Genomic DNA, 15171 nt, shown 5'->3' on the forward strand with positions numbered 1-15171 from the left:
ATTTAAGTTAAAACAGAAAATAATAATAAAATGAACTCAAAAATTCTTGCTGTCTATACACTTGTATTTACAATGTTTTTTCAAACTTTGGTAGCTCAAAATACAGATGAATCCAAAGTTAAACTTTACAAACTGCCTGAAGTATTAAAAACAATGCAGGGTAAGAAAATTTCATCAGTTAAAGATTGGGAAAACATTCGTCGTCCAGAAATTCTCAAACTTTTTGAAAATAATGTTTATGGCCAGGTCCCAAAGGATTATGAGAAAATTTCGTTTGAAATAAAGAATGAAGATAAAAATGCAATGAATGGAGCTGCAACGCTGAAAGAGATTACTATTACGGTTCTTAGAAAACAAAAAAAGGTTACAATTAATCTATTATTATTTACACCTAACCGAATTAAAAAAGAAGTCCCTGTTTTTCTGGTAATTAATCACAGGGGAATTCGTACAATGGATGTAACACAAGTTAGCAAAAATGATTTTTGGCCTGCAGAAGAAGTTATTGAAGCTGGTTATGGAATTGCAGGATTTGATGTGAAAGATGTAGCTCCTGATGATAAAACGAATTTTCAAAAAGGCGTATTGGAACTTTATCCAAAACAGCTTGAAATGAATAATGGAATGAGAGCTCTGTCTGCATGGAGCTGGGGAGCAAGCCGAGTAATCGATTATTTTGAAAAAGACAACTCTGTTGATGCAAAAAAAATTATAACTGTGGGCCATTCACGAGGAGGTAAGGCCTCTTTGTGGTGCGGAGCACAGGATAAAAGAGTGTCTATCGCAATATCAAATGATTCAGGAAATTCTGGAGCTGCTCTGTCCAGAAGAAATTTTGGAGAATCTGTAAAAAACGTCCTCCGGTTTACACATTGGTTTTGCCCAAATTATAAACAATATGCAGACAATGAAGATAAGCTCCCAGTAGACCAACATATGCTTTTAGCATTGATGGCTCCAAGGGGCGTTTATATTGCCTCCGCCGCTGAAGATTTTTGGGCCGACCCAAAAGGACAATATGTATCGCTGCTGGAAGCACAGGTAGCCTATAATCTATATGACATTAAAGACAATTTTCCTACGGAAATGCCGGAAGCAAACAAGCAAATTATACAATCTCATTCAGGATTTCACAACCGGGAAGGAAAGCATAACATGACTTTATATGATTGGCAACAATTCATCAAATTTGCCAATGATTATTATGCCCAAAAGTAATTTAGAAAAAGGCTTTTTGAATAAATAACAATTTCAATAATTATGTTATGGTAATGATGTTTATTCTATTAAGGTTATTCATATTGACAAATAAAATCAGTTATTTGTTGATTCACAATACTTAAATACTTTAAATAGATTATAAGATAGATTGAATGTAATTAACGAGAGTTGATATATTAAGTTATTGAGTACAGGATTCATTTTTCTTAATAATAGCTAACGCCTCGAATATGGGCGTTGGGCATTTTGAAACATATGCCGATCAAGTCGCTATTTGTTTTATTGAATATACTCATTTTCAGACTTAGCACTATTTGCCCAATCACCTATATTTAATGTTGTGCTTTTGTGCTTTATTCAGATTCCAAATTCTTTGCAATAGAAGTGATTAATTGCTTATCTAGGCATAATTAGTTCCAGTGGCTGTTTACCATTTTCAGGATAAAGAGCCTTTTTACTTTTCATTTCATCGGATAATGCCTTCATCATAATATTGAGCTGTTCTGTATTTTTATCCGCTACATTATTGTTTTCAAACGGATCTAATTTTAAGTTGAACAGTTCATAATGAGGCTGATCTTTTACTTGATAATGGTAAATAATTTTCCAGTCTGATTTAACCAGACTTGTAAAATAGCTGGAGCGATGACCATGGGGAAAATGATTAAGAAATAGCTCATCACGTTTAACGTTTTGTCGCCCATCAAGCTGATCCTGAAGTTCAAATCCATCCAAAATATAACCTTCAGGGTAATTCACATTTGCTACTTTACACAAAGCGGGAAAAATATCCATGATGGTTCCGATTTGCTGTTGAATGGCATTACCTGCAATGGGTGTTTTTTCTTGACAGGATATTTTTTTATTTGGGGAAACCCACGATGCAATAAATGGCACGCGCATACCACCTTCCCAATGATTTGCTTTTTTTCCTTTGAGTGGCGAAGAACTACTATAGTCGTTTTCAATCGGCAGAGGTGCATCCGAACCATTATCCCCCAAGAAAAGGATAAGGGTATTCTCCCCTAATCCCAGATCTTTTACGTGTTGCACTATATCTCCTAGTGATTTATCAACACCTTCTATTAGTGTAGCATAAGCTTTTGCCTTCTCAGGCATATCTGAGTTTTTATAGTTTTCGGCAAAACGGGGGTCCGAATAAAAAGGTGCATGCACAGCATAATGCGCCATGTTAAGGAAGAAAGGCTTGCCTTCTTTTTTGGCTTCAGAGATTGCCAAATTTGCTTCTAAGGTTAAAGCCTCTGTCAAAAATATATCTTGGCCATGGTATTTCTCTAAATCTGGTACAGCTCTTCTTTTATTACCACCTGTATGTCCAAAATCGTCCGTACCAAGGTAACTCCCTGGATGCCCGATTGAGCTGCCAGCAATGTTAACATCAAAACCCAAATTAAGCGGATCTTCTCCTTCACTGTTAAATGGTCCAAAATGAGCCTTGCCAACATGAATTGTTTTATAGCCTGCTTGTTGCAAGATTCGCGGAAGGGTTACCGATTCTTTAGTAAGTCCTTTCCAGTTCCACATTGCTGGTCCAAACTCAGTCCGATTATTCTCCTCAGATTTAATCCAATTGGTCACCCCGTGGCGGGCAGAGTTCTGCCCCGTTAAAATTGATGTTCGCGATGGTGAACAAACCGAATGTGCATAAAAATTCGTAAAGCGAATGCCTTGCCCTGCAAGCTTTTCCATATTTGGTGTTATATAATAGTCATTCAACGGGTATTTTACCAATTTGTCATTGGCATCTGTCAAAAATGGAACTGAAGTATCCATTAGTCCCATATCATCCACCAGGAAAATAATAATATTTGGAGGGGTATCTTCTTTTGCTTGGGAATGAGAAGAAGTTGTATAAAGCAATGATAGCAGTACAACGACTGAAAATTCTATTTTTAATCTAATCTTGAATTTCATTACTTTAGGATATTAATTCGCTGCATTCAAGGTTCTAACGCAACAAACGTTGCTTTTTTTCAGACAGCCTCAATTCACCATAAGAATTTAACTAAATTATTGTGGTTTTATCTATTTCTGAAATATAATTTGAAGCCGTTTTTTCGTTTCTTTTTTTAAATAGTTTATTGAAATGTGCGTAACTGCTCATTCCAATAGCCTCCATTGCTTCGCTTATGCGATCACAACCATTATCGAAAAGTTTTGTTGCATAGTTAATTTTTATGGTATTTATGAATTCAGTGGCAGATTGGCCTACCAACGATTTTAATTTACGATGTAATTGCATGCGGCTAAACCCCATTTCAGTAGTAAAATCTTCAATAGAAAATTTTTCGTTCTGCATATTGTCTTCAACTATTTTTATGGCCTTTGCTACAAATTTTTTATCAAATGGCGTGTAATGTTTTTTAATCTTAACACCCATATTTTGATTAAAAATCGTTTCTCTAAATTGTTTTCGAGACAAAATAATGTTGTCTATTTTCTTGAGAAGTGAGCGTGTATTAAATGGTTTTGTAATATAATCCCAAGCACCTGCCTCCAATCCTTCGTTTTGGTGTTCTTGTATATTTTTGGCTGTTAACATTAAAACAGGTATGTGCGATGTTTCCGTATTCGATTTGAGTTTTTTACACATTTCAATACCATCCATTTCTGGCATCATCACATCAGAAATTATGATTTCAGGCAAATTTTTGGTTGCAAATTCCACCCCTTCAGCGCCATTATGAGCTTCAATAACGTTATATTTATTTTGAAGGCAATTTTTTAGATAAGACCTCAAGTCATGGTCATCTTCAACAATCAGTATACTTTCTCGCTCTTTGACAATCTCTTTTTTGGATTCAATCACATCCAAAATAAGATCACTGATGTGCACTTTTTCTTCGGTTTCTTGATAAAACTCAAAATCGCTATAGACATGCTTGGAAACAGGAATTGAAATGATAAATTCTGAGCCGCCATATGAGCTATCTGAAACAATGAGTTCGCCTTTATGTGCTTTTATCAAACTATTGCTCAAGTGCAGGCCAATACCAGAAGAAGCCCTTTCGTTATCATGGAAATACCGTTCAAATATTTTTATTTTCTCGTTATTAGGGATGCCTTTGCCGCTATCGCGAATAATGATGCTTACGATTTGTTTGTTTTTTTTCCAAAAAGGTTTCACTTCAATTTCTATAACTCCATTTACGGGTGTGTATTTGAAAGCATTAGATAGAAGATTGTAGATTACTTTTTCAACCAAATCTTTATCAAAATAACATATCAATTTTTCTGGTGCAATGATATTGAAATTTATTCCTTCATCCTCTGCCTGCCAGAGAAAAGCACTAGCAGTATCATTGATAAATTCAGTTAAGTCACTTTTCATGACTTTAAGAATGTTCTTGTTTGCGTTTAATTTTCTAAAATCCAATAATTGATGGACAAGAAACATCATTCGTTTGGTGTTCCGAGAAATAATTTTGTAGCAAAAATCACGATGCTTGTCCGTTATTTTATTTCCTATTAAATCATTAAAAGGACCTATTATTAGCGATAATGGCGTTTTGAACTCATGGGCGACATCAGTAAAGAACATCAATTTTAATTCATTAATTTCTTCGTGTTTATTATACTCAATGTTTTTTAGTTCTATTTGATGCTGTAATTTTTGACGGTTGTTCAAGAAAAATATAAACCCTAAAATAATACCAGAAGCTATAATAAGGTAGGCTAAGTAGGCCCAAATGGAAAGCCAAGGCGCGGGTAGTATGGTTATATCAATTTGTTTTGGCGAGTCGCTCCATATCCCATCATTATTGGCGGCATCTATATAAAGCGTGTAATTTCCCGGTTCAAGGTTGGAATAAGAAGCAAATCGGCGTTTTCCAGTTACATAAATCCAATCGTTATCATAACCAATTAATTTATAACGAAAATAATTTTCCGTACTATTGGTGTAATTGGTTCCTGTAAATTCAAAGAGAAAATTATTCTGTTTATGATTAAGTTTAAGTTGTTCGGTTAAATTAATTGATTTCTCCAGTACTTCTTTCCCAAAGTAATTTTCTTTGGGAGAAATACTAATATTATGTATTTTAAAATCAGAAATAGCAACCGCTGATTTGTATGCATTATTTGATATTTCAGTTGGATTAAAATAGTTGATGCCATTAATGCTTCCAAAATAAAGCGAGCCTTTATTATCCTTTCCTACTGCTTCTGTGAATGTGCTTGATTCCAATCCATCTATATAACTGTATTTGCCTACATTATTCCTGTCTGGGTCAAATTTTATGAGTCCTCTTGAATTTGTTAGCCAAAGGATGCCTTTATCATCTTCAATAATTCCCATTATTTTTTTATCTAAGATGCCTTGAACTTTAATTAGGCTAAACTTATTTAAGTTTTTAGGTTTACGCAATAATCCCGCATCGGTTCCAACCCAAAGCGTTCCATCACTTCCTTTAAAAAAGGACCAAATAGTGTTATTGGTTATATGATAATTATTCTGCATGGATTGGCTATAAACTTCAAGAGAAATAAAACTTCCATCTCTTGTAATGTTTATTTTGTACAATCCATCTGAGAAGGTTCCAACCCATATACAACGTGAATCTTTATCGTAGAATAAACTAAAAATTCTTTTCCCTCTTAAAATCTGAGTTTGTGGATGTAAAAAATGAATCCAATCAGTAGTTTCTTTGTTTCTTATAATTAGCCCCGTAAATGTGCCAAAATATAAATTCCCAGCACTATCTTCGCATAAAGAAGTTATAGCATTTTGCGACATAGAGGCGGTTAATGTCTTTACGTTGTCAGGTGTCAAATGGGAATCATTTTCATGTTTAATAAGGATGCCATTGTCTGTCCCTATGTAGATGTTATCTTTAATTTTTTTTATACTAAGCGGACTGTATTGGTGGTCTGTTTTTAATTCTGAAGATTTTTTAGTTTTAAATGAATATTGAAAACATCCCCTGTTTAAAATACCGTAATAAAGATAGTCCCGATCAGCATATAGCGTTCTAATATGCGGTTTTTTATTCACATTATCCAATTCGCTAAAAGATATATGTTTGAATTTTTTTTGTGAAAGACAGGTGTAATTCAGTCCTCGACGCGTTCCAATCCATAACGTATTTGAACTATCGCAGTAAATACTCAAAATAGCGTTGCTTAATAATCCTTTATCTTTATTTACATTATGTTTTATGTGCTTGATTATAGAATAGTCTTCTGGGTTGATGCTATACAAACCATTGTTATTGGTGCTAACCCAAATAGCGCCATCTTTTGATTCAAAAAATTCTTGAACGTTATTTATGGGAAATGATTCAAGCTGATTTACTTCAAAAGAGTTGTCGGTTTTTTTAATCAAGTTTAATTTTCTGTTTAAAGCAGCCCAAATGGTTCCGTTTTTATCACGAATCAATTGAGAGCAATAATAGGTTTCGGTTTCTGGAATCTGTTTGCACACATTATCTTTTAAAGTCCAAACACCCTTACTAGTAGCAAAGAACACGGTGTTGTCTTCTGTAAAGACTATTTCGTTTACATTTAAACCAGTAAGTGGTAGTTGTAGTATCTCTGTATGTATGGTGTCGTCTTCAATAATTTTAAGAACACCCATAGAGGTTGCGACCAATATGTCACCAGTTTTACTTTCAGAAATATGTTTTATTTGATCATAACCTACGGGAGTTTCTACTCTAACAAATTTTTCGGTAATAAGCGAATAGTAATTGAGTCCATTGCCATCTGTACCTATCCATATTCTTTTTTTTGAATCTTCAAAAAGGGACAATATGCGGTTACTTGAAATACTTTTGTCGTTATCTGTTTCGTGATAAAAATTTAGGATATTAAAACCGTCGTATCTGTTTAATCCATCGTAAGTTCCAATCCATATAAAGCCATAACTATCCTGTAAAATGCAACTAACGTCATGTTGGGATAAACCATCATCTACTGTTAAAGATTTAAATAACAGGTCTTGGGCATAGAGGCATGTGCTAATATGTAAAATCAATAAAAAGAGAAAATATTTTTTTGGCATATATATAAGAATCATTACAGAGCTAATATAGTGTAAAATTGTATTGTAAGAACTTTATGGATTTCAGAATGTTACAATGAGATATAAAAATGTTACAATTGAGATACGAAAATGATAAAATTGGTATACTTATACTTATGTTGCTGTAAAACAGCGATTTAAACCGTATTTTAAATTCATTTTATCTATGATGTTACATGTACATCTTTTAATGTTACATATGGTTAGCCCTATTTGTTAAGAGTCTGTTAATTTTGTTTCTAACATGTTGTGGACATTTTTAGGTGTTGTGAACATCTTCAAGAAAAAACAGCTAAACTAAATTAAACTAAACTAATGATAAAGACCATCGCTATTGCGCTAGCGCTTTCAGTTTTACTTATTACGAGTTGTAATGAAGATAAAGCTGATTCATCAGTGGTAGCTACATTGAATTTAAAAGATTTCGGAATTGAAAACACCAATGATGCGACTCCCGTCGTTGTTGAAGCCCTTAAAAAATGCAAAAAAGATGGCATCAGCAAATTAGAATTCCCTAAAGGTATTTATCATTTCTATCCAACGTTTGCACCAGACATGTATTGTGCTATAACAAATAATGATAATGGGCTTAAACGAACAGCTTTCCCTATTATTGATTTTGATAAATTGGAAATTGACGGTAATGGTTCTGAATTTATTTTTCATGGAAAGATGATTCCGTTTATTATTGAAGGTAGTAAAAACATTACGGTAAAAAACCTGAGTATTAATTGGGAAGTACCATTTTATCTTCAAGGAAAGGTGGTGGCAAATAATATAGCTGAAAAATCATTTGATATAGAAGTTTCAACACCTTATAAGGTTCAATATGGACATTTATATATGAGTTTGGAGCGCGAAATTTCACCTTATGAGGAAAAATATGGATTTCGATTTGCTATGGCAGAAGGTTATGATTTACAGATAGGTCAAAATATTTTATGGGACCCAAATACAATGGCTCCTTTGTATAATACCTCAAAATACGGATTAGAGCAGTACTCCATAACAGCCGAAGAAATTACTAAAGGGTTAATTCGTTTGAAAGGTCACTCTAAAGAAGTGCCTCCCGTTGGATCTGTATTTTGTTCAAAGGGTGAATATTTATCTAATAGAATGTGTCCAGCATTTCGCTTATTCAAGAGTAATGACTTAGTCTTTAACAATATTAATGTGCACCATGCGGGAGCGATGGGGCTTATTGCAGAACGTTGTGAGAATATTACTTTAGATAGTTTTAACGTCGTATTAAAAGAAGGCGAAGGTAGAATGGTTACTACCACCGCAGATGCCACACATTTTTGTAATGTGAAAGGAGAGATTATCATTCGCAATAGTACTTTTGAAAACATGCTGGATGATGCTACCAATATTCATGGTACTTACGTTAGGGTAAATAAAATTATTGATGATTATAGTGTAGCGGTAGAAACATACCATCCACATCAAAACGATTATCTTTTTGGAGAAGTGGGTGATAGTATTAGAATCATCAATAATTATTTGAATCCTACAACGGGTAATCTTGTGCTTAAAAATGTGGAACGTATTAACGAAAAAATATCCATTTTAACATTCAATGAATCCGTTAAGGGTAAAGTTGAAAAATATTTCGGCATTGAAAATGTTTCATGGTATCCAACGGCTTTGCTGGAGAACAATATTGTTAGAAACAACAGAGCAAGAAGTTTTCTTATTTCGGTACCACGAAAAGTTGTGGTTCGCAACAACTATTTTTCATCACAAATGGCTGCATTGCGTATAACTGGTGATTTAGGATTGTGGAATGAGTCTGGACCAGTTGATAGCCTTATCATAGAAAAAAACATTTTCGAAAATTGTTTGTATTCGGGAAGCCCACAGTCGGTTATTATGATTGATCCCCAGTATGAAGATATGAATAATTTACGCGGTAAGTATGGTAAAGATATTATCATAAAGGATAATCAATTTAAAACTTTTGATGCTTCTATACTTAAGGCTATTTCTGTTGAAGGTTTGGTGTTTGAAGGCAATACTATAGAACAAACCAACACCTATGCCCCAATTTTTCCAGAAATACCAAATTTAAAAATCATCAATTGTAGCCAAGTAAAAATCGAAAACAATACCTATAAATCGATTTCAGGGAAGAAGGGTACTTTGAGTATCGATAAACGTTCTACCCAAATTAATATTTTTAATAACAATGAAATTATTTCACTAAACTAAATTAACTAAACAAATTATGAAAAAAAATGTATTATTATTATTAATGTGTTTATGCCTTTCCTTTTTAGGGTTTGCGCAAAAGCAAGTTTCAGGACTGGTTACCGATGAACAGGGTATGCCAATACCCGGTGTAACCGTGTTAGTTAAAAACACTAGTACTGGTTCAGTAACAGATTATAATGGCGCTTATAGCGTATCAGTGCCATCTGGCTCTAATGTTATTGTGTTTTCTTATGTTGGCATGAAGCCTCAAGAAATTAAAATTAACCAAAAATCAGAAATCAATGTTAAACTGGAGGAAGAGCTATCAGCTTTAGATGAAGTTGTGGTAATTGGTTATGGTACGGTAAAGAAAAGTGATTTAACAGGTTCTGTGGCTGGTATTAAGGCTCAGGAAATTAGTGAATCACAACCAAGAGATTTTTTGACTGCCATGCAAGGTCGTATTGCTGGTGTGCAAATTTCCTCTGAATCTGGAGAACCAGGTAGTGGTATGAATATTAAAATACGTGGGCAGAATTCCATTGTTGGGGGTTCTTCTCCGTTATTTGTGATTGATGGTGTGCAGATTGAAGTTAATGGAGATGAAATTGCGTCTGGTAATTCATCTAACAGCACAAGTAATCCGCTTTCAATGATTAATCCATCAGATATAGAATCTATAGAAGTGTTAAAAGATGCTTCAGCCACTGCTATATTTGGGTCACGTGGGGCAAACGGCGTTGTGTTAATTACCACAAAGTCTGGGAAATCTGGAAGATCAACCTTAACTTACCAAGTTAATACTGGCTTTTCTACGATAGCTAATAAAATCGATGTACTATCTCCTGAAGATTATTTGAATTATGCTCGAGTTCAAAATGGGCGTGAGAGTTTTTTAAATTATGATTCCGACGGCGACGGTACATTTGATACACCACGTGATTTTTCTCAAATTGAAGGTGTTGTCTGGCAAGATGAAGCTTTGCGTACGGCAGTATCAACTGAACACGTTTTGTCTGCTAGTGGAGGAAGCGAGAAGTCAAATTACTCAGCGTCTTTAGGCTACCTTTCTCAAGAAGGTTTGGTTAAGAATAACGATTTTGATCGTTATAATTTACGAGTCAAAGCGAATCAAATCCATTCCGATAAATTCAGTATTGGTTACAATTTAAATGCCTCTGTGGTCAATAGTAAAGGTGTGGCCAATAATGGGGGCCCCAACAGTTATAGTGGAATTACACAGCAGATCATTATGTCAAATCCTTGGAGAATTGGAGAAATTGACCCTAATATTGATCCTTTAGATGATAATTTTGTATCACCTCTTAGAATGATAGAAGAGGCTTATAAAAATACCAGATCGATGAGACTCCTTGGTAGTATGAACATGAAATATAATTTCACTAAAAATTTCAGTTATAATGCTATTTTGGCTGGTAATTATTCTCAGTCTAAAACATCAGAATTCTATAATTCTAATACGAGTTGGGGAAGATTCTATGATGGTTTGGGAATACTTGCAGCAGTTGAGACTTTTTCTTATAACCATTCTTCTCAATTAAATTTTAATAAGAAATTTAATGGGCATAATATTAGTGCATTGGCTGCATTTGAAATAAACCATTATAACCAAGAAAGATTTAGAGATAGGGTTTCAACCTTTGAAGATCAGTCAACAGGTATTTGGGACTTAAGTAAAGGAGAAAACGTACTTGAGAATAGCACAGAGAGATTTAGCACGAACAGATTATCATATTTAGGACGTATTAATTATAATTATAAAGGCAAATACTTTTTAACAGGAAGTTTTAGAGCAGATGGCTCTGATAAATTTGGAGCAGGGAATAGATGGGGTTATTTTCCGTCTGGAGCTTTTGCTTGGACAGCTTCTAAAGAGAATTTTTTGAAAGATAGTTCAATTATTAATAATTTGAAATTTCGTTTAAGTTATGGTAAGACAGGTAATGAAAGTATTCCTGCATATAGATATATGGCGCGCATGGAGAACTCTTATTATACAAGTAACGATGCTATTTTGTTTGGCTTATCGCCTGCATCAAGAGCAAACCCCGATTTACAGTGGGAAACGACTGATCAATATAATGCAGGTATTGATTTAGGCTTGTTCAAAAACCGCGTGAATATAACTGCTGATTACTATAAAAAAGATACAAATGATATGTTGTTAAACGCTCCTGTATCATCACAAAGTGGCTATGGTAGACAGTGGCTTAATTTTGGAGGTATTGAAAATGAAGGGTTTGAATTTTTATTAAATACGGTTAACATTGCTACAAAGAATTTTACATGGGAATCAACTTTCAATATAAGTTTCAATAAAAATAAAGTGACCAATATTGGTGGTGCCGAATTTATACCCATTACCCTTGGTGGCGGTTGGATTCAAAACCCAGGTAGGGTAATTGTTGGGGAATCTCTTGGTGCTATGTATGGTTATACAGCTGATGGCATTTATCAAATAGCCGATTTTAATTGGCAAAATGATAGTGACCCAGCTATTGAGCATGGTGATAGAGATTATACACTAAAAGACGATCGTCCATTATATACTAGTGGTACTGCTGTTCCCGGTACAGTAAAATACGCAGATATTAGTGGTCCAGACGGTGTTCCGGATGGTCAAATTGATGATACTTATGATAGAGGAATTATAGGTAACAGTACGCCAGAACATATAGGCGGATTTAATAATAATTTTAAGTATAAGAATTGGGACTTATCTTTCTTTCTAGAGTGGAGTTATGGGAATGATATTATGAATGCATCTAAATTAAGAGAAAATGGATTACAACCATCTATGAACGTTACTTATGGTTTCTTTAATGATTATTGGTCACCGACTAATCCATCAAATACATACCCTGGTATTGGTCAAGTAAGTTGGACAACTTCGTCTTATTTTGTAGAGGATGGCTCATATCTTAGGTTAAAGAATATTAATTTAGGTTACAGGTTACCTAAAACAGCCTTAGAGGGCACGGGAATTTCAGATGTAAGATTTACGCTTGTAGCTACAAATCTAATCACTTGGACCAATTATTCTGGACTTGATCCAGAAGTTAATTCCAATAATCCCCTATTACCAGGTTTTGAGAGGTTTGCATACCCGCGTTCAAGAACAGTATCTTTGGGTGCTATTATTAATTTTTAAAAAAAAAGAAAATGAAAAAAATAAAATATTTAATTGTTGTTTTAGGTCTGTTATTAATGACCTCTTGCTCTGATGTTTTAGAGAATGATCCCTACTCGTTTACGTCTCCAGATAATTTTTATAAATCGGCTAAAGATGCTGAGATAGCATTAAATGGGGTGTACCATGTACTTAGTGCGGCAAATGTTCAAGGTATTGGGAATCAACCCACTTTTAGTCGTAATTTAGCCTGTATGCTTCAAGGCGGTACAGATGAGATGTGGACAAGAACCACCTATAATAATGGAGATTTTGCTCCTTTTGGCGTGGCTGGAGTTACACCTGATAATGGCTTACTTGGTCCTACTTGGGGTGCATTCTATGCTGGAATTAACAGGGCTAATTATTTAATTGAAAAATTAGACGGAATTACCGATCTTTCTGACAATAGAAAGATGGAGATAGAAGGTGAAGCTAGATTATTAAGAGGTTTTTATCACATGAACTTATCTATGATGTGGGGTGGAGTTCCAACTTACACCACTTCAGAACAAGACCCACTTAAAGCGCGTCAATCTATCGAAGAGGTGTATGCACAAATCATAGCCGATTATGATTTTGCTTATAAAAACCTTCCTGACAAAGCTCTTGTGTTAAGCCATGTTAATAAATGGACGGCCGCAGGTTTATTGGCCAGGGCTCATACGTATTTAGCAAGTGCCAGAACTTCAAGATTACCAGATTTTGGTTTAGCTATTAATAGCTTTGATTGGGTAATTGCAGATGATCATTATCAAAAAGCACTGACCTATACAACCGCTGTTGTAGATTCTAAAATGTATGAATTGATTCCACAATATGACTATTTATTTAGAGAAGGAACTAAAAGTTATCAATACCAGGAATCCTTATTGAATGCCGAAGCTTCCACGTCATCAGGTATGCAGGTAATAAATATGCTTGTAAATGGTTTCGCTGCTCAAGGGAATGTTGGTAAAAATGGTGGAGGTTATGGTTTTTTCAGACCCTCTGGAGAACTTTACAATAAGTATGTAGATGCTGATAAACGATTTACCCATAATTTAACAGGAAACTACCGTAATGCCAGTTCTATTGAGGAAATTGATGGTGTTAGGTATTACGTTCCGTTTCCATTAAACCCTAGCAATTGGACGTATAGTTGTGGGAAATTTAGAGCCATGGATCCAGCACAAAAAACATTAGCGAGTTGGGCAAGCAGTATTAATTTCTCTTTGCTAAGGTTTGCTGATATTTTATTGTTGCATGCAGAAGCACAGTATTTTACTGGAGATGAGACCGGGGCAAGAAATACATTTACCATAGTTAGGAGTAGAGCTGTTGCAGATGGTTATACTGTTGATGACATGAATACAGCTTATTACAAGGCTGATTTTGTTGATGAACTTCTTGATGAAAGATCACGAGAATTATGTTTCGAATCAATTAGAAGGTTCGATTTAGCACGATTTAATAAGTTTGATGAAGCAATCGCATCATTGTCACCTGATTTTGGTTTTTACAATAACACGGTGCCTACTATACAGCAAAACTGGAAACCAGAAAGAGTGTGGTTTCCTATTCCGCTGCAGCAAATTGATCTAAATCCAAACTTGGTTCCGAATAAAGGGTATTAAATTTTTAGTAGTTAGTTTTAGTAAATGAGGAGTTAATTTGCAGTATCATATGTGATTTAGCTCCTCATATTTATTTGATATAAAAAAGTATGAAGTAAGTATCATTGTAGTTTACAAAACAAATGATGTGTTTTTTTATATGATTTTCTGAATTTGTATTTTTTTAAAAAAGTCTGAATTATTTTTCTTAATGTTTAAAAGAACTTCATTTTAAAAAAATGAAATATATAATTATTTTAATTGTGTTTGTTTGTTTATCAAACACATCAAAGGCTCAAGAGACCTTTACATTACCTGATTTTTTTCGTAAAACGCGAGAATTACCGTTAATGCAACTGAACACCACGCAAACCATTAATGTGTCTTCATATGGTGCTAAAATTAATGATGGCATAGATGATATTTCTGGTATTACAAAAGCCATTAATGCTGCCAAATCGCTATCTAGTAGGAGGAATCCCGTTAAACTGGTGTTTGAGGATGGTGTATACGATTTATTTCCAAAAACTGGTGCAAGCCACACTATATCCATAAGTGATGCCAAGTATGTGGTTATAGAAGGCAATAATGCCGAAATGATGCTGCACAATCCAGAAGTAGGCTTTTTATCTTTAAACCGATGTAAAAATGTTATCGTTCAAAATCTTTTTATAGACTATGCAAAATTACCATTTACCCAAGGTAAGGTTATTGCTGTAAATCCAGTAAACGCTACCTTCGATCTAGAAATAGATCCTGGATTTCCTTTACTAAGTGAGGCTTATTTTACTGATGCTCCTCAAAAGTGGGGAATGTTAAAGGAAACCTCGGGACAACTTAAGGCAGGGGTAACCAATTTGTTTCCATACAAGGGTTGGACTCAAATCTCAGGGAATACTTTTCGGGTAAATCAACCCAATGCAAGTTAT

Annotated in this window: 7 protein-coding genes; 5 read left to right on the forward strand and 2 right to left on the reverse strand. The window is 34.4% G+C overall.

Annotated features, from left to right (window positions below; genetic code table 11):
* Window positions 1-72: 72 nt before the first annotated feature.
* Entirely contained in the window at window positions 73-1218 is a 1146-nt protein-coding gene (locus AC15TD_RS00140; RefSeq protein WP_484450118.1) for a glucuronyl esterase domain-containing protein, read from the forward strand.
* A 399-nt stretch (window positions 1219-1617) separates the two neighbouring features.
* On the opposite strand, the gene AC15TD_RS00145 is transcribed toward AC15TD_RS00140, so the two are convergent.
* Together AC15TD_RS00145 and AC15TD_RS00150 are read right to left on the reverse strand one after the other, a co-directional pair.
* Window positions 1618-3156, reverse strand: coding sequence for a sulfatase-like hydrolase/transferase (locus tag AC15TD_RS00145; protein ID WP_484450119.1), 1539 nt, complete (start codon window positions 3154-3156; stop codon window positions 1618-1620).
* A 91-nt stretch (window positions 3157-3247) separates the two neighbouring features.
* Window positions 3248-7216 (reverse strand): hybrid sensor histidine kinase/response regulator transcription factor, encoded by a 3969-nt coding sequence (locus tag AC15TD_RS00150; RefSeq protein ID WP_484450120.1) that lies wholly within the window; start codon window positions 7214-7216, stop codon window positions 3248-3250.
* A gap of 363 nt (window positions 7217-7579) precedes the next feature.
* On the opposite strand from AC15TD_RS00150, the gene AC15TD_RS00155 reads away from it, so the two are divergent.
* From AC15TD_RS00155 to AC15TD_RS00170, 4 genes are all read left to right on the forward strand, one after another.
* Window positions 7580-9475, forward strand: a complete 1896-nt coding sequence (locus AC15TD_RS00155) for a hypothetical protein (protein WP_484450121.1) — start codon at window positions 7580-7582, stop codon at window positions 9473-9475.
* A 16-nt stretch (window positions 9476-9491) separates the two neighbouring features.
* A complete protein-coding gene (locus AC15TD_RS00160; protein WP_484450122.1) occupies window positions 9492-12629 on the forward strand; it encodes a SusC/RagA family TonB-linked outer membrane protein in 3138 nt (1045 codons plus the stop codon).
* A gap of 11 nt (window positions 12630-12640) precedes the next feature.
* Window positions 12641-14263, forward strand: a complete 1623-nt coding sequence (locus tag AC15TD_RS00165; RefSeq protein WP_484450123.1) for a RagB/SusD family nutrient uptake outer membrane protein — start codon at window positions 12641-12643, stop codon at window positions 14261-14263.
* A gap of 218 nt (window positions 14264-14481) precedes the next feature.
* Window positions 14482-15171: hypothetical protein (locus tag AC15TD_RS00170; RefSeq protein ID WP_484450124.1), on the forward strand; the 690-nt coding region annotated here is incomplete at its 3' end.

It is taken from the genome of Yeosuana sp. (assembly GCF_057126245.1).

Excerpts from the sequence above, each read along its gene's own strand:
- AC15TD_RS00145 (WP_484450119.1), bottom strand. The coding sequence starts at position 3,156 with ATGAAATTCAAGATTAGATTAAAAATAGAATTTTCAGTCGTTGTACTG.
- AC15TD_RS00155 (WP_484450121.1), top strand. The coding sequence starts at position 7,580 with ATGATAAAGACCATCGCTATTGCGCTAGCGCTTTCAGTTTTACTTATT.
- AC15TD_RS00140 (WP_484450118.1), top strand. The coding sequence starts at position 73 with ATGTTTTTTCAAACTTTGGTAGCTCAAAATACAGATGAATCCAAAGTT.
- AC15TD_RS00165 (WP_484450123.1), top strand. The coding sequence starts at position 12,641 with ATGAAAAAAATAAAATATTTAATTGTTGTTTTAGGTCTGTTATTAATG.
- AC15TD_RS00160 (WP_484450122.1), top strand. The coding sequence starts at position 9,492 with ATGAAAAAAAATGTATTATTATTATTAATGTGTTTATGCCTTTCCTTT.